Annotated in this window: 18 protein-coding genes; 10 read left to right on the top strand and 8 right to left on the bottom strand. The window is 62.4% G+C overall.

All coding sequences use genetic code 11. From position 1 onward, the window contains the following. Positions 1-2 precede the first annotated feature (2 nt). On the bottom strand, positions 3-1,169 hold the full coding sequence (locus BGI27_RS06250) for an efflux RND transporter periplasmic adaptor subunit (protein WP_095524031.1): 1,167 nt from the start codon (positions 1,167-1,169) through the stop codon (positions 3-5). 166 nt (positions 1,170-1,335) lie between these two features. On the opposite strand from BGI27_RS06250, the gene BGI27_RS06255 reads away from it, so the two are divergent. The 8 genes from BGI27_RS06255 to pelA all read left to right on the top strand — a co-directional run bounded on the left by BGI27_RS06255 (position 1,336) and on the right by pelA (position 7,945). After that, positions 1,336-1,953: a TetR family transcriptional regulator gene (locus tag BGI27_RS06255; protein WP_095524032.1), complete on the top strand. Its 618-nt coding sequence runs from the start codon at positions 1,336-1,338 to the stop codon at positions 1,951-1,953. A 178-nt stretch (positions 1,954-2,131) separates the two neighbouring features. Then, positions 2,132-3,040, top strand: a complete 909-nt coding sequence (locus BGI27_RS06260) for a transporter substrate-binding domain-containing protein (RefSeq protein WP_095524033.1) — start codon at positions 2,132-2,134, stop codon at positions 3,038-3,040. Positions 3,041-3,132: 92 nt separating this feature from the next. Beyond that, positions 3,133-3,870, top strand: a complete 738-nt coding sequence (locus BGI27_RS06265) for an amino acid ABC transporter permease (protein WP_095524034.1) — start codon at positions 3,133-3,135, stop codon at positions 3,868-3,870. Positions 3,871-3,880: 10 nt separating this feature from the next. Next, positions 3,881-4,546: an amino acid ABC transporter permease gene (locus BGI27_RS06270; protein WP_095524035.1), complete on the top strand. Its 666-nt coding sequence runs from the start codon at positions 3,881-3,883 to the stop codon at positions 4,544-4,546. 8 nt (positions 4,547-4,554) lie between these two features. Continuing rightward, positions 4,555-5,283: an amino acid ABC transporter ATP-binding protein gene (locus tag BGI27_RS06275; RefSeq protein ID WP_095524036.1), complete on the top strand. Its 729-nt coding sequence runs from the start codon at positions 4,555-4,557 to the stop codon at positions 5,281-5,283. A gap of 65 nt (positions 5,284-5,348) precedes the next feature. Continuing rightward, positions 5,349-6,305 carry an asparaginase gene (locus BGI27_RS06280; RefSeq protein WP_095524037.1) on the top strand — a complete coding sequence of 319 codons (957 nt, stop codon included), beginning with the start codon at positions 5,349-5,351 and terminating at the stop codon, positions 6,303-6,305. A gap of 134 nt (positions 6,306-6,439) precedes the next feature. Further along, the gene (locus BGI27_RS06285) at positions 6,440-6,628 is read left to right on the top strand and encodes a hypothetical protein (RefSeq protein ID WP_141239729.1); all 189 of its coding nucleotides are present in this window, start codon (positions 6,440-6,442) and stop codon (positions 6,626-6,628) included. An 87-nt stretch (positions 6,629-6,715) separates the two neighbouring features. Beyond that, positions 6,716-7,945 carry a pectate lyase gene (pelA, locus tag BGI27_RS06290; protein WP_223871637.1) on the top strand — a complete coding sequence of 410 codons (1,230 nt, stop codon included), beginning with the start codon at positions 6,716-6,718 and terminating at the stop codon, positions 7,943-7,945. Between the two features lie 104 nt (positions 7,946-8,049). Here the strand turns inward: pelA and BGI27_RS06295 are convergent, their stop codons facing one another. From BGI27_RS06295 to lysA, 4 genes are all read right to left on the bottom strand, one after another. Further along, complete coding sequence (locus tag BGI27_RS06295) at positions 8,050-9,369, bottom strand: NAD(P)/FAD-dependent oxidoreductase (protein ID WP_095524039.1); 1,320 nt, start codon at positions 9,367-9,369, stop codon at positions 8,050-8,052. Positions 9,370-9,641: 272 nt separating this feature from the next. Continuing rightward, positions 9,642-10,865, bottom strand: coding sequence for an alpha/beta hydrolase (locus BGI27_RS06300; protein WP_186815399.1), 1,224 nt, complete (start codon positions 10,863-10,865; stop codon positions 9,642-9,644). A gap of 116 nt (positions 10,866-10,981) precedes the next feature. Next, positions 10,982-11,173 (bottom strand): hypothetical protein, encoded by a 192-nt coding sequence (locus tag BGI27_RS06305; protein ID WP_095524040.1) that lies wholly within the window; start codon positions 11,171-11,173, stop codon positions 10,982-10,984. Positions 11,174-11,179: 6 nt separating this feature from the next. After that, positions 11,180-12,421: a diaminopimelate decarboxylase gene (lysA, locus tag BGI27_RS06310; RefSeq protein WP_095524041.1), complete on the bottom strand. Its 1,242-nt coding sequence runs from the start codon at positions 12,419-12,421 to the stop codon at positions 11,180-11,182. A gap of 91 nt (positions 12,422-12,512) precedes the next feature. On the opposite strand from lysA, the gene BGI27_RS06315 reads away from it, so the two are divergent. Continuing rightward, entirely contained in the window at positions 12,513-13,430 is a 918-nt protein-coding gene (locus BGI27_RS06315; RefSeq protein ID WP_095524054.1) for a LysR family transcriptional regulator, read from the top strand. 68 nt (positions 13,431-13,498) lie between these two features. Here the strand turns inward: BGI27_RS06315 and BGI27_RS06320 are convergent, their stop codons facing one another. Further along, positions 13,499-14,245: an SAM-dependent methyltransferase gene (locus BGI27_RS06320; protein ID WP_095524042.1), complete on the bottom strand. Its 747-nt coding sequence runs from the start codon at positions 14,243-14,245 to the stop codon at positions 13,499-13,501. Between the two features lie 163 nt (positions 14,246-14,408). Then, a complete protein-coding gene (locus BGI27_RS06325; protein WP_095524043.1) occupies positions 14,409-14,666 on the bottom strand; it encodes a YjhX family toxin in 258 nt (85 codons plus the stop codon). 310 nt (positions 14,667-14,976) lie between these two features. On the opposite strand from BGI27_RS06325, the gene BGI27_RS06330 reads away from it, so the two are divergent. After that, on the top strand, positions 14,977-16,710 hold the full coding sequence (locus BGI27_RS06330) for a protein adenylyltransferase SelO (RefSeq protein WP_317984281.1): 1,734 nt from the start codon (positions 14,977-14,979) through the stop codon (positions 16,708-16,710). A gap of 13 nt (positions 16,711-16,723) precedes the next feature. Here the strand turns inward: BGI27_RS06330 and yciA are convergent, their stop codons facing one another. Continuing rightward, a complete protein-coding gene (gene yciA, locus BGI27_RS06335; protein ID WP_223871638.1) occupies positions 16,724-17,125 on the bottom strand; it encodes an acyl-CoA thioester hydrolase YciA in 402 nt (133 codons plus the stop codon). Positions 17,126-17,250: the final 125 nt, after the last annotated feature.

Here is a 17,250-nt window from a genome sequence, read left to right on the forward strand (position 1 = left end):
TCTCAGCGCGCGGCCGGTACGGCCGGCGATGCGGACACCGGGACCGGCTTGATCACGGTGCCCGGGCGCAGCTTTTGCAGCCCTTCGACGATGACCTGATCTCCAGCATCCACGCCTGCATCCATCAACCACCTGGAGCCGATTGCCTGATCGGTACGCACCACGCGCTGTTCGAACTTCCCGTCACTCACGGCCACGTTCAGCACGGCTTCGCCCTTGGTGTTGCGGCTCACGCCCTGTTGCGGCACGAGCAGCGCGTTTTCGCGGATGCCGGTGGTCACACGGGCACGCACGAACATGCCAGGCAGCAGTTCCTGCTTCGGATTCGGGAACACTGCACGCACGGTCACGCTGCCGGTACCGGTATCCACGCTTACGTCGGTAAAGGCGAGCCGACCTTCGATCGGATACTCCACGCCGTCTTCGAGCAGCAGACGCACACGTGCCTCGCCGCCTTTCAGCGCACCACTTTCGATGGCGCGGCGCAAACGGGACAGTTCCGCCACCGATTGCGTCAGGTCCACGTAGATCGGATCCAGACGCTGCACCGTGGTCAGAGCCGTGGCCTGGCTGGCTGTCAGCAATGCCCCCTGGGTCACTTCGGACTTACCGATGCGGCCAGAGATGGGTGAAGTCACACGGGTATAGGCCAGATTGATGCGTGCCTGCTCGAGCGCGGCCTTATCCGCCGCCACCGAAGCCTCTGCCTGTTTGAAGGTCGCCTGGGCATCGTCGAAATCCTGCTGGCTGACCGCCTTGATCTTGACCAGATCGGCATAGCGCTCGGCTTTCAGACGTGCAGTGGTCAGACTCGCCTCGGAACGCGCCAGCGAAGCCTGGGCACTGGCATAGGCCGCTTCGTAGGTAGCCGGCTCGATCTGGTAGAGCAGCTGCCCGGCCTTCACCAGACCGCCTTCGGTGAAGGCGCGATCGCGCAGAATGCCGCCCACCTGAGGACGGATCTCGGCGATCGCGTATGGAGAGGTACGGCCTTGCAACACGGTACTCAGTTCCACGGTTTCAGGCTGCAGCGTAACCACGCCGACCTCTGCGGGCGGCATCTGCGCACCTGCTGCACCGTTCTGCGGGCCCTTGCCGCATGCAGCCAGCGTCAACGCCGCCAGCGTCAGCACCGCAACCGCGGGCCGGGGGAGGGAAATCCGGTTCATATTATTGAATCTCCAGCTTGAAGGACTACACCAAGGGGAAGGGGGACGCGATATGCCACGTCAGCACATCGCATACCATACATACATCCTTGTATGTATGTAAGTCAGCAGGTAAGATGTTTCGCAGAATTTTACTCCCTAGACACCCAGTCACTCATACGCTCCGATGGTCAGGAAAACCAAGGAAGAGGCTGCAGCCACGCGCCTCCAGCTTCTAGATGCCGCAGAACGCTTGTTCAGCGAGAAAGGCGTGAGCCATACATCGCTGCACGAGATCGCGCTGGCCGCCGGACTCACGCGCGGTGCAATCTATTGGCATTTCGAAGACAAGGGTGACCTGCTCAAAGCCATGTGGGAGCGCGTGGCATTGCCGATACATGATGCAATCTGCTCATCCAACACCAACAAGCTAGACCCGCTGACGCTGATCCGCAGCAAAGTCTGCTGGATGGCCGACCACATCGAGGAAGATCCCCGCATCTTTGCCCTGATGAACATCGTCATGCTGCGTTGCGAATTCACCGATGAAACGCGCAGTGCCCGCGATCACTTCCTGCATGAGCGAGAAACCTGCCAGCGCCATCTGCTGGCCGACTTCGATACCGCCATCGCCACGGGAGCCCTGCCCCCTCACACCAACGCCGAACACGCTATGCAAGGCATTTTCGGCCTGGTGGATGGTATTTGCTTCCACTGGCTGATACAGCCACAAGCCTTCTGTATCCGCCAGGTCACGCACAGCAGCGTTGACTGCTTTCTCGCAGGCCTGCAACGCTCGCGCTGACCCTCTTTTTCTGCACAAATTTGGTGCAGGCACAAAAACCACCGCGGCACAGTGGCTGTTGCTGGCTATACTTGGGTGCTGTTTTGCTCCGTATCAGTGGCCGGATGGACATTGGTACGGTTTTCGCATGTAATCTATGCGTGCCCCACTCGGGGTGCATCCTTTCTGGAGGTAACACATGAAAAAACTGCATCTGGCGCTGGCAATGGTCGCCGGTTTCGCGGTACATGCCGCAAATGCCCAGGCCCTCGATGGCACCCTGAAGAAGATCAAGGACAACGGCAGCATCACGCTCGGCATCCGTGAATCCTCCTTCCCGCTGTCCTATCTTGACGCCAGCCAGAAGCCCATCGGCTACCACATCGACATCTGTAATGCCATCGTCGATGCAGTCAAAACCAAGCTTGCACTGCCCAAGCTGGAAGTGAAGACCCAGGCCGTCACCTCTCAGAACCGCATCCCGCTGACCGTCAACGGCACCGTCGATCTGGAATGCGGCTCCACCACCAACGATACCTCCCGCCAACAACAGGTTGCCTTCGCACCGACCACCTACATCACCAACGTGATGATGGCCGTGAAGAAGTCCTCCGGCATCAAGAGCCTGTCCGATCTGAACGGCAAGCCCGTGGCCACCACCACTGGCACCACCAGCGTGCAACTGATCCGCGCCCACAAGGTCGGTCAGGGCGTCAATTTCCGCGAGGTGTATGGCAAGGACCATGCTGACTTCTTCCTGATGCTGGAAACCGACCGCGCCGTGGCCTTCGTCATGGATGACAACCTGCTGATGGGCCTGATCGCCAACTCCAAGGCGCCGCAGGACTACGCCATCGTCGGCGAATCGCTGTCGCTCGAACCGATCGCGATCATGCTGCGCAAGGACGATCCTCAGTTCAAAGGCCTCGTGGCAGCCACCATCGGTAGCCTGGCCAAGAGCGGCCAGCTGGCCAAGCTCTACACCAAGTGGTTCCTGTCGCCGATTCCGCCCAAAGGCGTGAATCTGAATGTGCCGATGAGTGATGCACTCAAGGCGGCCATCGCAGAGCCGAACGACAGGCCGAAGGAAGCCTACGCGGCGAAGTAAGACGGACCTGATGCAACAAACGGCGGCCGCAAGGCCGCCTTCTCTCTTCTGAGTCTGTCGCTGTATCCTGACTCTGTCGCTGGAGACTCGATGTGAATTACAACTGGAACTGGGGCGTTTTCTTCCAGACCATCCCCGCCGGAGACGAGACTTACCTGACCTGGGTCATCCACGGTCTGGGGTGGACGATTGCCATCTCCTTATGTGCCTGGGTCATCGCGCTCGTGCTCGGCAGCATCGCCGGCACCCTGCGCACGGTACCGAACAAGAAACTGGCTTTCATCGGCCACACCTGGGTCGAATTCTTCCGCAACGTGCCGCTGCTGATGCAGCTGTTCCTGTGGTTCTTCGTGGTGCCCGAACTGCTGCCCCGGGATCTCGCCATGTGGGTCAAGCAGGACATGCCGGCCAAGGAATTCCTCACCGCTGTCGTGGCGCTGGGCCTGTTCACCTCCGCACGGGTGGCCGAGCAGGTGCGCGCGGGCATTCAGGCCTTGCCACGTGGCCAGCGCAACGCCGGCCTGGCGCTCGGCCTCACGCAGACGCAAACCTATCGTTTCGTGCTGCTGCCGATGGCCTTCCGCATCATCATCCCGCCACTGACCTCGGAATTCATGAACGCCTTCAAGAACTCCGGCGTCGCCTACGCCGTCGGCGTCTGGGAGCTGGTCTTCGTATCCCGCCAGATGGTGGAGGAAACTGGTGGTCAGGTCATCGAAAGCCTGATCGTGCCTACGGTGCTCTACATCGTCTGTGCCTATGCGGCCAACCGCGTCATGGCTGTCATCGAAAGCCGCGCGCACGTGCCCGGCTTCATCGTGGCGAAATAAGGAGGACACGATGCTCGGCACATTAGATTTTTCCGTCATCCCGCTGGCCATGCCGGCGATCCTGAAGGGTCTGTGGTTCAGCCTTGAGCTGACCGTGATCGCCATGATCGGCGGCGTCATCCTGGGAACCCTGCTTGCGCTCGCGCGCCTCTCCGGTGGCAAGTTTATCGGTGGCGCGGCCAAGGTCTATGTCGACCTGATGCGCTCCATCCCCCTGCTGATGATGATCCTGTGGTTCTTCTTCCTCATTCCGTTCGTGACCGGTCAGCCGATCGGTCAGAACAAGTCAGCCATCATCACCTTCACGCTGTTCCAGGCTGCCTTCTACAGCGAGATCATGCGCGCAGGCATCCAGAGCATTCCGCGTGGACAGGTCAACGCGGCGCTGGCCATCGGCATGACCTACTGGCAGACCATGGGGTACGTGGTCCTGCCGCAGGCCTTCCGCAACATGGTACTGGTACTGCTGACGCAGACCTTCATCCTGTTCCAGGACACCTCGCTGGTCTACGCCATCGGCGCCACGGACCTGCTGAAGGCCGCCGAGAACGCCGGCATGCTGTATGGTCGTACGGTCGAGATGTATCTGTTCGTATCGGTCATCTACTTCGCCATCTGTTTCTCGCTGTCCATGTTCGTCAAATACATGAACAAGCGCATCGCAATCATTCGTTAGGTCACCCCATGATCAAGATCGAAAACGTTTCCAAGTGGTACGGCAATTTCCAGGTACTCACCGATTGCACGACCAACGTCGAGAAGGGCGAAGTTGTCGTCGTCTGCGGTCCGTCCGGCTCGGGTAAATCCACGCTGATCAAGTGCGTCAACGGCCTGGAACCCATCCAGCAAGGCAAGATCGTCGTCAATGGCACACAGGTCAATGACCTGCGCACCGATCTACCCAAGCTGCGCGCTCACGTAGGCATGGTGTTCCAGCACTTCGAACTGTTCCCGCACATGAGCATCACACAGAACCTGGCCATCGGTCAGGTCAAGGTGCTCGGTCGCAGCCAGGACGAAGCCATGGAGCGCGGCCTCAGGCTGCTCGATCGCGTCGGCCTCAAGGCGCACGCCAACAAGTTCCCGGGCGAGCTCTCGGGCGGCCAGCAGCAACGCGTGGCCATTGCCCGCGCGTTGTCGATGGATCCGATTTGCATGCTGTTCGACGAACCGACCTCCGCGCTTGACCCCGAGATGATCAACGAGGTGCTGGACGTCATGGTCGAACTGGCGAAGGAAGGCATGACCATGATGGTGGTGACCCACGAAATGGGCTTCGCCCGCAAGGTGGCGAACCGCGTGGTATTCATGGATCAGGGCCAGATCGTCGAAGATGCGACCAAGGACGACTTCTTCGGCCAGCCGCGCTCCGACCGCGCCCAACAATTCCTCTCCAAGATCCTCAACCACTGAGCGATCACTCAATCCCACACGACGCCGGCACAGCCGGCGTTTTCGTTTCCGCGCAAGGAAAAGCCATGCCTCACCTCGCCCTCGTCGCCACCGGTGGCACCATTGCCGGCCTGGGCAGCGACACCCGCTACACGGCCAGCCAGCTCGGCGCCGATGCCCTGCTCGCCGCTCAGCCTGCCTTGGGGGCACTGGCCACCTGGCAATTGCATCAACCCTATTCCCTCGACTCGCGTGATCTCACGCCGGAACACTGGCTACGCCTAGCCTCCTTGCTGCGCACCTTGCTGGATGACCCGGCCATCGACGGCATCATCGTCACCCATGGCACCGATACGCTCGAGGAAACCGCGTTGGCGCTGGACCTGCTGCTGCCCACCGGCAAACCCGTGGTACTCACTGCGGCCATGCGCCCGGCCAACAGCCCGCAGGCGGATGGCCCCACCAATCTGCTGCAGGCCGCCCAGGTAGCCTGTTCAACGGACACCTGGGGACGCGGCGTACTGGTCGTCGCCCACGGCCGGATCATCGCCGGTCGCCACTGCCGCAAATGCCATACCTCGGCGCTGGATGCCCTGCGTCCAAGCGTCGGCGCTGCGCCGGGGCATGTCGACAACGGCGGGCCACACTTCCTCGAACCAGCCTCTGGCGAATGCCCGGCCCCCATTCCAGCCATTCCGGCCCACCTGCCACGTGTGGATATCCTCTACGGCCAGACTGGCATGCCCGGGGATCTGGTGACCGCCTGTGTCGCCGGTGGCACGCGCGGGCTGGTACTGGCGCTCACCGGCAACGGCAGCGTGCCTCACAGCCTGCGTCCGGCCTTGCGGGAAGCCCAGGCGGCGGGAGTGGTAGTCGTACGTGGCTCGCGAATCCCAAACGGAGGCGTATGGACGGATCACAACGAGGATGATGCGGCCAATGGTTTCATCGCCACCGGCTCCTACACCCCACAACAGGCACGCGTGCTGCTGATGCTCGCATTGGCAGCCGGTATTCCGCCTGCCGGGATGTTCCATGCCTGACCTCCCGCAAGGGCATTCCCTCACTGGCGCTCTGCGGGTTTAAGGCAAAGCGCCATCCCGTCGCTATGCTGGAAATGTGCATCCGGCCTGCGCGAATGACCGCGCCACGTGATGCACCGCAGCAGGAGGCGACCATGAAACCCAAGACCCCCATCCTCCCCGCACACGACCTCGCCCGCTATGACGAGGAGGTGCTGAACGCCAGCTGGTTGCCCTATTTCGTGGATCCGCAAACGCCCCTGCCCGCCGAAGATTCACACACGGCGCCTTCCTCCCAGGATCCGGACGACTTCATTGCCAGGATCTACCTCGCCCAGGAGTGAGTGCGCCCGCCGGGACAGCGCACATCCTCAGCAAGCTGCCGGGCACGCCCTCATACCTCTTTCGGCGTATTTAGCCGCGGGAAGGCAATGACGCATCCGTACAAGTCCGGCAACGGCGCACGACGTATCATCCTGGTTGAAGTTCCGAACCAGACCAAAGGAGACATCGTGCGCTACCCCGTATCCATGGCGATCCTATCCGCCACACTCCTGGCGGCCTGTGCGGCCCAGCCGCCCGCCCCGAAACAATACCAGCCCATCCCTCTGGGCCTGTTTTCGGACGGCATCCATCACTGGCAGAACCTTCACGGCAAGGACTATCCCCGTTACCGGGAAGACCAGATCGTCGAGATCGCCAACAACGTGCTGCTGTACCAGCGTGATAACGGCGGCTGGATCGAGAACCGCGATCCGGCACGCATCCTCGACGACTCGGACATCAAGGCCGCTGAAGCCGAAAAAGCCAATCCGAAGGGCAGTTTCGACAACCGCAACGTCTATTCACAAGTCGAGTACCTGTTCGCGGCCTATGACCAGACCGGCAACAAGACCTATCGCCAAGCCGCGCTGAAGGGCCTGCGCTACACCCTGTCGATGCAACACAAGAAATGCGGTGGCTGGCCGCACACGGTTCCCGGTGCGCAGCCCTACCACCCCTACATCACCATGGCGGACGAAGTGACCTCCGGCGTGTTGCGCATGCTGCGCAAGGTGGAACAGGCCGATCCCCCATTCAAGAGCGTGGACGCGGCAGATCGCACAGCCGCCACCGACGCTCGCAAACGGGGCGACGCCTGCGTGCTGCAACTGCAGGTCCGGCAGAACGATAAGCTTGCCGGCTGGGCTGGACAATACGACCCTGAAACGCTGCAACCCGCACAAGGCCGCAGCTTCGAGCTGCCCTCGATGGTGTCGCAGGAGTCCGTCGAGATGGCGCGCTATCTGATGAGCATTCCGGCCCCCTCGCCCGAAGTCGTCGCAGCCATCGACGGCGTGATGGCCTGGTTCGAGCGTTCCAAGCTCACAGGCTGGAAGATCGAGACGATCAAGCTGGATCAGCCTGTGAAGTACGATTACCACACCGCCACCACCGATCGCCGCCTGGTTCAGGATCCCGACGCTGGCCCACTGTGGGGCCGCTTCTATGACGTCAAGGACAACAGCATCGTGCTGGCCAACCGTGACGGCATTCGCGTCAAGGACTACAGCCAGATCCACCACGAGCGGCGCACCGGTTACGCCTGGTACGGCGTCTGGCCCACCAAAGTGCTGTACGAGGAATACCCCGCCTGGAAAAAACGCATGGGGCGCGGCTGAGCAGCAATCAAAACGGGCAGCCAAGGCTGCCCGTTTTTTTTTTCTCAGATTCTCAAAGCCCCTCTCGCCACGGCGAAGCAGAAGGGGCTGTTACCTGAGATGCCTCAGTGCAGCTTGATGCGCGGATTGCGGATCCGGTCGATGGCCTCCACCCAGGTAGCGAGCCAGGTACGGAAGCCGCCATTGATGGCGACCTGATGCTGCTTGTGCAGCGACCAGTACATGCACTTGGCGAACAGCCCCTCGATGAACACGCTACCGCGGCGGATGCCGCCCATCAGGCTGCCGACAGTGCTGTATTCGCCCAGCGAGACCAGCGAACCATGATCCTTGTAGGAGAAACGCAGAGCGCTCTTGCCCGCGAGGATGCGCGGGATGGAGCTGGCCAACATGCTGGCCTGCTGGTGCGCAGCCTGGGCGCGTGGCGGTACCAAGGCACCACCCTTGTCATCCAGGGGACAGGCCGCGCAGTCGCCAAAGGCGAAGATGTGCTCATCGTCCACACTGCGCAGGCTGCGATCGACGAGGATCTGGTTGATGCGGTTGGTCTGCAGACCGCCGAAGTTCTTCAGGAACTCCGGCGCCTTGATACCGGCGGCCCACACGCGCAACGCACCGGGGATGAACTTGCCGCTGGCCATGCGGATGCCCTGGGCTGTGATCTCCACCACTTTCTCGTTGGTGTGGATATCGATGTCCAGCTTGCGCAGCTCCTGCGCCACGGCGCCGGAAACCCGCTCGGGCAGGAGCGGCAGGATGCGCGGCGCAGCATCGAGGATGGTGATCTTGAGGTCACGCTCGGGGTGCAGGTTCTGCAGGCCGTAGCTGTCCATGATGCGCGCGGTCATGTGCAGCTCTGCCGCCAGCTCGACCCCGGTTGCGCCTCCTCCGATGATGGCCACGGTGAAACGTCCTTCTCCAGGCACCGCCGAGCCCGTCTGCGCACGCATGCTGGCATCCACCAACTTGCGGTGGAAGTACTGCGCGGCCTGCGGGGAATCCAGGAAGATGCAGTTTTCGCGCGCCCCTGGCGTGTTGAAATCATTACTCTGGCTGCCCACCGCAATCACCAGCATGTCGTAGCCCAGCGCGCTTTCCGGGATCAGCTCCTCGCCCTCCAGGCTGAGTACCGGCGCCAGACGGATTTCGCGCCGTTCGCGATCCAGAGAAGTCAGTTCTCCCAGACGGAAACGGAAATGATGACGTCGGGCGAGCGCTAGGTATTCGAGCTCCTCTGCGTGCGAATCCAGGGTGCCGGCGGCCACCTGATGCAGCAGCGGTTTCCAAACGTGCGTGCGGGCCCGGTCGACGAGCGTGATATCAGCCTCGCCACGCTTGCCCAGACGCCGTCCGAGCTTGACGGCAAGTTCCAGGCCGCCGGCGCCTCCGCCGACGATGACGATGTGTTTCTTGAGTTGGGGCATGGTTTGAGAGTCAAGGTTGGCAACTGCCGCCGACTATATCGGCGCCACCTCAAGCAAACAAATACCTTTGCTTATCCATCAATCAGGCTTTTGACTGCTGCGGCGCAGCGTTGGCGTCGGGTCAGTGCATGGAGCACCGCCGGAAACAGGCCTCATACCCGGTTTCTGCGCTTTCCGTCATGGCTGCCATGTCACCGCCACAATCCGTACAACCCTTTAGTTTCAGCCAGATAGGTCGGGCACGCAGCCACTCTTTTGCATAAAACCACCCATCAACGACGCAGCAGGCGCCCACTCTCCGCCAGCCAGCGATTCGCATCTCGCGCCAACCACTCACGGGCCAGATCATCGTCTTGCAGCCATTGGTCGATGAAGGCCAGACTCACGGCCTGCAAGGACTTGGCCTGATCCTCCTGACTATCGACGCCCATTTGCGGCTGCCCCGCGGAATTACTCCCGCCAGGACCAGCGCCCCCCTGTGGGCCACCTCCCGACGCACCGCCACCTGGGCCGCCCATACCGCCGCTACCGCCCATGCCACCACCGGGGCCGCCACGGCCGCCGCCTTCGGCGCCACCCCGCCCACCGCCGCCCCCCGAACGCGAAGGGGCTCCGCCAGAGAATTCGGCGCGCGCCGGGCCGGACTGCGCGCTGCCCCCGCCGATCACCGCATGTGAGGCGTAGGCCAGATTCAGGCTGAGCTTATCCTTGCCGGGCATGTGGCGGAACGGCATCTCGCGCAGCCGGGCATTGAAGGCATAGTCGAAACGATCGACGTCCTCCGCGCTGGTCACCAGCAGCATCGGCCCTTGCATGTCGACATAGCGCTGGTTGAAGCTCTCGCCGCCATAGCCTGCATAGGGGCTGAGAATGATCGCTGCACGCCAGACCAGCGGGAAGGTAGGCAGGGTCACATCCGTGAAATGTTCGCCCAGCGCGGCCTGCACGGTCTGGGCACCGAGATCGAAGCCGACCAGCATGACCTGCTCAAGGTCCAGCCCGGCAAGAGGGTCCTTCTCCCGCTGGCGACTGCGCAACTCGTGCATCACCCAGGCCAGCGTGTCGAGGCGCCATTGCAAACTGGGGTTGGCGTAGGCCTCGATCGCCAGTGGCCGAAAATCCCCCTCGCGGGCACGGCTGCCTGCCAACACTGCCGGACCATGCCGTGCCGCCTGGATGCTGAGCACGGCATGACCGGCTTCCGCCCATTTCTGCAGCAGCGGCAAGGGTGAATCGACTGCGTCGCCCAGCCCGCCCAGAAAGACGATCAGGCCCGCAGGCTGCTCGCTGAGCGGCCGCAACAGCAGGACATCGATGGAATCCTCGCCACGCGACCAACGTTCCCTGACCGGCTGGACCGGATACTGCATGGCCGGCAGGTAACCCGCGCTACGTAACGGCTGCGGCGCAGCATTGCGTGGCGGCTCCCCTTGATGCGCGCAGGCCAACAACAGCCCGCAGGCGAAGAACAGGGCAAGAACACGAAACAGGCGCATGGCGCGGGGCTCCGGCAAAACCCGCATGGTGTCGCCCGGATGCGCGAAATGCGCTCAGGCAGACGCAAAAAACACTCAAGGCCTCAGCACCAAACGCCACAGGATACGAACAGGATTCAGCCCAGCCACACCATCAGCAGGATCAGCAACAAGGCTGCCGCCGCCAGCGTACGACGCGAGATGACTGGTGCACGGAAGCGCTTTTTCGTAGGTGGCGTGGCAGCCGCCAGGCGCCCACGTACCTGGGCAAGGCGGGCGGCCTTGTCAGCATCGTTACGCGCGAAGGGAGACTCCGGCCTGTCCGCCATGCCGAGTCAGCGCTCAAGTGCCAGCAACTCATCCATGGTCTGACGGCGACGGATCAGGCGGGCGTTCTTGCCCTCCTTGCCATCGAGCAACACTTCGGCGATCAGCGGCCGGCTGTTGTAGTTGGAAGACATCGAGGCACCGTAGGCGCCAGCATCATGCAGCACCAGCAGATCGCCCACCTGCGCAGCAGGCAGGCTGCGCGTTTCCACCACCCCACCTTCGCCCTGCGTGAACACATCACCCGATTCGCACAGCGGGCCGGCCACCACGGTCTCGCGCAGTGGCCCTGCCGACTGGCCGGCGCGGGGAATCACGCTGATGGCGTGATAGCTCCCATACATCGAAGGCCGCACCAACTCGGTAAAACCGGCATCGACCAGCACGAAATGGTTGCGGCCTGCATCCTTGGTAGCGCGGACCTCGGTCAGCAGCAGTCCGGATTCGGCCACCAGATAACGGCCGGGCTCGATCTCCAGCGTCACGGCATGCCCCAGCGATGCTTCGATCTCCTTGCGTGCGGCGTCCCACAACCCGAAGTAGTGTGCGGTGTCGATCTGCGCATCGCCTTCACGATACGGAATCGACAAGCCGCCGCCCGCCGAGATGGCTTCGAGGTCCTGCCCGGACGCCTTCACCAGATCGACCATCGCACCGCACACCTGCTGCAGGTGACCGTAGTCGACGCCCGAGCCGATGTGCATGTGCAGGCCGACGAGGCGCAACCCGTACTGCGCGATTACCGCCAGTGCGGCCGGCAGGTCGGTATGCCAGATGCCGTGCTTGCTGTGCTCACCGCCCGTGTTGGTCTTGTTGCTGTGACCATGACCGAAGCCGGGATTGATGCGCAGCCACACGCGATGCCCGGGCGCACGCGCCCCCAACTGCCGAAGCATGTCGATGGAGCCGGCATTCATCGGAATTTCGTGCTCGACGAGCAGCGTCAGCGTCTCTTCCGTGGCCAGATCGGCAGTGAACACGATCTCGCTGCGCCCCGCCTTCGAACTGAAACCGGCCGCCAGCGCGCGCTGGATCTCCCCTGGCGACACCGCATCCACCACCACGCCCTCCTCACGCATCAGGCGCAGTATATGGGTGTTGGAGCACGCCTTCTGTGCAAACCGGATATGGTCGAAGGCTCGCAAGGCAGCAATACGGCTGCGGATCACGGCCGCGTCGTAGAGCCACAGTGGCGTACCGAACTCGGCGGCGAGGGATTGCAGGCGGGCGTGCTCCAGGGGCTTTTGCATGATGGCTGCTTTCAACGGATCAGCCGGCATGATGCCGAGCGAAAATCATTCAGTAAAATGCTTTGATTGCCACATTCAATTCATCTTTGATATGGATATCGACCATCGTCAGATCGAAGTCTTCCGCGCCGTAATGAGTGCCGGCAGTGTCACGGGCGCCGCCGCGCTGCTCCTGACCTCGCAACTCACGGTCAGTCGCGAGCTGGCGCTGCTCGAGCACCGACTGGGCTTCGCGCTGTTCGACCGCATACGCGGCCGGCTGCAGCCGACCACCCAGGCGCTGGCCCTGTTCGAAGAGGTGCAGCGGGCCTACCTCGGTCTGGAACGTGTACGTGCCACCGCCCGGGCTCTGCGCGAAGGGCGTGGCACCCAACTGGCAGTGGTCTGCGTGCCAGCCTTCGCCCAGGCGCTGCTACCTGCCGCCTGCCGACGCCTGCGCGCGCAGCAGGCGGACATCCCGCTGGCCATCACACCGCAGGAGTCACCCCTGCTGGAAGAATGGCTCAGCGCCCAACGCTTCGACCTGGGCCTGACCGAGCACGACACCGCCCCGCCCGGTTGCACGCTGCAAAGCCTGTTCGAAGCCGACGAAGTCTGCGTGCTGCCCGCTGGTCACCCACTGCTGGCACGCACACAGCTCACCCCCGCCGACTTCGCCGACCACCCCTTCGTCAGCTTGGCGCCGCAGGATCCGTATCGCGTGCAACTCGACGAGGTGTTCCGCCGCGAAGGCGTGACACGCCGTCTGCTGCTCGAAACGCAAAGCGCCGCCTCTGTATGCAGCCTGGTACGCGAAGGGCTGGGGCTCGCCATCGTCAACCCGCTCACCGCGCTGGAATTCGCCGATCACGGCTGTACCCTGCGCCGCTTCGCCGTCTCCATCCCTTTCCGCGTCAGCCTCGTCCGCCCGGCTTACCGCAGCAGCAATCCGCACACCGAAACGCTGATCCAGGCGTTGCAGGCCGAATCACTGGCAACGCATGAACGGCTTGAGCACGCGTTGGGGTAGCCAGGATGCGCGGATCGTGGCTACCCAACAAGGCTTCTCGCTATTGACGATCGCCAGATGGCATCACCTCACCGCGCCATCAGGGCAAACACCCCCCAGCCCAGATAGTCACGCGTGTAAGTGGCGTAGCGCTCAGGCTCCGAGGTCAGTTGCGCCCGTACCTCTGTCGCCAACTCATCGTCGGGATTGGCCTCCAGCCATCGGCGCATGGTCAGCCACTTGGCCGCCTCATATCGATCCCAGCCGTCCTGATCTGCCAGCACCATTTCCACGACGTCATAGCCCAGCTGGCGGAGGAATGCGAGAAGCTCTGGCAATGTCAGAAAGTCGGATAGGGTGCGGGCAAGACACCCTCGAGCAACCTCCTCCGTCGGAGGCAACTGGCGCCAGTAAGGCTCGCCAATGAGCATGATCCCTCCGGAGTGCAGGCTTTGCGCCAGCAGGGCGACAGTGCCCGCAACGCCCCCGGCGATCCACGTCGCGCCGACACAGGCTGCCACCCCAACCCTCTCGTCATGGACGTAGCCGGCAGCATCACCATGAATGAAGGTCACCTGGTGGGTGACCCCGAGTTCTTCCGCACGTTGTTTTGCTTGCCTGGCAAACAGTTGGCTCATGTCAATACCAACTCCGACAACTCCGTGATCACGCGCCCAGGTACACAACATTTCACCCGAGCCGCAGGCAAGATCGAGCACCCGGGTGCCCGGCTCCAGGCGCAAGGCAGCCCCCAGGGCAGCCAGTTTTTCGGGAGTGATCGGATTGTGGATGCGGTGAGCGCTTTCGCTAATGTTGAAAATCCGTGGAATGTCCATTGTGGAGGCTCCTTTCAGTTAGTCATGGTTGAAGCGCCGACCACTGCGCTGGCTGCAGGAGCGCAGCCAGCCGAACCGTATTTGTATTGCTTAAGATTCGTCATGTTCATGAGGCCCAAAAGCATTGAGCAGCGATCGCCGGGCGAACGCTGCTCAAGATTCGTTATTGATTGTCGAGTTGCGCTCGGACCGCACGAAGACCGGCTTTGTTTATCTGGTATGGCTGGCCGCTCTTGGAGCAAATGAGACGTTTGCTGCGCAGCTTCTGAAAGACCAGAAGCGAACAATCCGTCAATAGAAAACCATCGCGTGTATAGCAATCGACGGATGAAATATGGCCGGACTCATTGCGGCTATGCACAATGCGGCCACCCTTGGCGAGGACGTGCAACGTCCTCTGCTCAGGCCTTGAAAGGTTCATGCTGGAATCTCTTTAGCAATCAGAATGCACAAAAGGCAACGGACCCGAAGGGGTCGTCACCCTCTCTTTTGCATTGCGATAACTCACTGCCCGGAAATCGGGTGGAGTTATCGGATCGCTACAATCTCCAACATATCCAACAGGCCTTTCGGATGGGAACCGGTGGCATTGCGCCCCGGCAAGTCCGCATTTTACTGCCGACAGCGAACGCTGCCTATCTGCAACCACATCGCACAAGCCGGCTTGTGGTGTGATTTGCAGTGACATAAGACGGCTTGACGCAGAAAAGGTCGGCAGTGTGCCGTCATGCATGGATACACCTTCAGCCAACTCACCCGACTGGCTGACGCGCCTGGATCATGTGATCCGCGATAGCTTTCCCCTCTCGCCACCATGGCTGAATCCTCACCGCGAGCCGCGTAGAGTGGATGACTCTCTGCTTCGAACCTGCCCCATGCCTGCCGCGCGCTCCCCCGAAATTACACTGGACTTCGACCCCGCCTTTCTCGATGCCCTGCCCGCCGACCCACTGACGACGGCACAGCCGCGCCAGGTGGAGGGTGCGACCCACTCCTTCTGCATGCCGACACCGGTAGCCGCCCCCCGGCTGCTTTCTTGGTCGGCCGATTGCGCGGCGCTACTGGGCTTGCCGGCGCAACCGGACACAGCCCGAGCGGCGGCGGCGGTGTTTTCCGGCAATGCGCTGCTGTCGGGCAGCCAGCCGTATGCCACCTGTTATGGCGGACATCAGTTCGGTCAGTGGGCCGGGCAGCTCGGCGATGGCCGGGCACTGATGCTGGGCACGGCCATCGCGCCGGATGGACGACGTTTCGAGGTGCAGCTCAAGGGGGCCGGGCTCACGCCCTACTCGCGCCACGCCGATGGCCGCGCGGTGCTGCGCTCTTCGATCCGCGAATACCTGTGCAGCGAGGCGATGCACCATCTCGGCATCCCCACCACACGTGCCCTGTGCCTGGTGGCGAGCGGAGAAGATGTGGTGCGCGACATGTTCTATGACGGCCGCGCACGTGCCGAGCCGGGTGCCATCGTCACCCGCGTGGCGGAAAGCTTCCTGCGCATCGGTCATCTCGAAATCCTGGCGGCGCGTGGCGATATCACGTTGCTGCAACGCCTGCTCGATCACTGCATCGTGCGGCATTTCCCGCAACTCGGCGCACCTTCGCGTGAGGTCTATCTGGCCTGGTTCGGCGAAGTCTGTCGGCGCACAGCGGAGCTGATAGCGCACTGGCTGCGCGTGGGCTTCGTGCATGGAGTGATGAACACCGACAATCTTTCGCTGCTGGGGCTGACCATCGATTACGGCCCCTATGGCTGGCTGGACAATTTCGACCCGCATTTCACGCCCAACACCACGGATCGCGGCGGGCGATACGCCTATGGTCAGCAGGCTCGCATCGCTGGCTGGAACCTGGCCTGCCTGGCCAACGCGCTGATGCCACTGGTAGACAATCGACAAGCACTGGAAGACGCGCTGGACGGCTACGCCGCGCATTTCGAGACCACCTACCTCGCCATGCTGCGCGACAAGCTCGGACTGCCGCCGACCGGCGATGCCCAGTCCGATTTCGGACTGGTGAGTACGCTGTTCGACTGTTTCGGTAAAGCCGAAACCGACATGACGCTTTTCTACCGGACGCTGGCCAGCATCTCGCCGGAAATGCCGCCGGACCTCGCGCTGGAATCACTCGACGCGACGTTCTACTACCCACCGACCGCCACGGCGCGCGAAGCCTTCGCCCACTGGCTGACGGACTGGCAGGCACGCCTTCGTCTGTCGGCAGAATCACAGGGCGAACGCACCACCCGCATGAACGCCACCAACCCCTGGCTGATCCCACGCAACTGGCTTGCGCAGCAGGCCATCCAGGCTGCAGAGGCCGGCGATCTGGCGCCCCTCGAACACCTGATGAGCGCAATCCGCGATCCCTACACCGAGCAAATCGCCTACAGCGATCTCGCTGGCCGCCGCCCGGACTGGGCCCGCTTCCAACCCGGTTGCGGCTCGCTTTCGTGCAGCTCCTAGGGGCGATGGCCAGTCATCTGCCCAGCAGCGCCAGCACCTCGGCCAACTCGGCATTGCCTTCGCGTGGCACTTCACGGGGCCGTCCGTCCGCACCCACGGCCACATAGGTAAACACGGCCTCGGTCACGCAGTAGCGCTCGCCGATGGGTTCGCTGGTGACCTTCTTGACCCAGACCTCGACCGCGACCTTCATCGAGCTACGGCCCACGTGCACGCATTCGCCGTAGCAGCAGACCACATCGCCGACTATCACTGGCCGGTGGAAACTCATCGCCTCGGCCGCAGCGGTGACCACGCGACCACGGCTCAACTGCTTGGCAAGCACGGCACCGCACAAATCCATCTGCGCCATGATCCAGCCACTGAAGATATCGCCGCTGGGATTGATTACAGGACCAAATAAACCAAAACACAAAGCCAGCCATAACCCATTGTTTTATTTGTTTATTTCAACAGACGCCCTCGGCCACCGTAGAATCTTCGTATGAATCGCCCCGGGTTTCCTAGACAGCCCCGAGCTTCATGAAATACTGTTTTTCA

Source organism: Candidatus Dactylopiibacterium carminicum, from assembly GCF_014736495.1.
Classification (GTDB): domain Bacteria; phylum Pseudomonadota; class Gammaproteobacteria; order Burkholderiales; family Rhodocyclaceae; genus Uliginosibacterium; species Uliginosibacterium carminicum.

Bases quoted from the DNA above. Each gene is read 5' to 3' on its own strand.
- BGI27_RS06250 (WP_095524031.1), bottom strand. From the start codon at position 1,169: ATGAACCGGATTTCCCTCCCCCGGCCCGCGGTTGCGGTGCTGACGCTG.
- BGI27_RS06255 (WP_095524032.1), top strand. From the start codon at position 1,336: ATGGTCAGGAAAACCAAGGAAGAGGCTGCAGCCACGCGCCTCCAGCTT.
- BGI27_RS06260 (WP_095524033.1), top strand. From the start codon at position 2,132: ATGAAAAAACTGCATCTGGCGCTGGCAATGGTCGCCGGTTTCGCGGTA.
- BGI27_RS06270 (WP_095524035.1), top strand. From the start codon at position 3,881: ATGCTCGGCACATTAGATTTTTCCGTCATCCCGCTGGCCATGCCGGCG.
- BGI27_RS06275 (WP_095524036.1), top strand. From the start codon at position 4,555: ATGATCAAGATCGAAAACGTTTCCAAGTGGTACGGCAATTTCCAGGTA.
- BGI27_RS06280 (WP_095524037.1), top strand. From the start codon at position 5,349: ATGCCTCACCTCGCCCTCGTCGCCACCGGTGGCACCATTGCCGGCCTG.
- BGI27_RS06285 (WP_141239729.1), top strand. From the start codon at position 6,440: ATGAAACCCAAGACCCCCATCCTCCCCGCACACGACCTCGCCCGCTAT.
- pelA (WP_223871637.1), top strand. From the start codon at position 6,716: ATGACGCATCCGTACAAGTCCGGCAACGGCGCACGACGTATCATCCTG.
- BGI27_RS06295 (WP_095524039.1), bottom strand. From the start codon at position 9,369: ATGCCCCAACTCAAGAAACACATCGTCATCGTCGGCGGAGGCGCCGGC.
- BGI27_RS06300 (WP_186815399.1), bottom strand. From the start codon at position 10,865: ATGCGCCTGTTTCGTGTTCTTGCCCTGTTCTTCGCCTGCGGGCTGTTG.
- BGI27_RS06305 (WP_095524040.1), bottom strand. From the start codon at position 11,173: ATGGCGGACAGGCCGGAGTCTCCCTTCGCGCGTAACGATGCTGACAAG.
- lysA (WP_095524041.1), bottom strand. From the start codon at position 12,421: ATGCAAAAGCCCCTGGAGCACGCCCGCCTGCAATCCCTCGCCGCCGAG.
- BGI27_RS06315 (WP_095524054.1), top strand. From the start codon at position 12,513: ATGGATATCGACCATCGTCAGATCGAAGTCTTCCGCGCCGTAATGAGT.
- BGI27_RS06320 (WP_095524042.1), bottom strand. From the start codon at position 14,245: ATGGACATTCCACGGATTTTCAACATTAGCGAAAGCGCTCACCGCATC.
- BGI27_RS06325 (WP_095524043.1), bottom strand. From the start codon at position 14,666: ATGAACCTTTCAAGGCCTGAGCAGAGGACGTTGCACGTCCTCGCCAAG.
- BGI27_RS06330 (WP_317984281.1), top strand. From the start codon at position 14,977: ATGGATACACCTTCAGCCAACTCACCCGACTGGCTGACGCGCCTGGAT.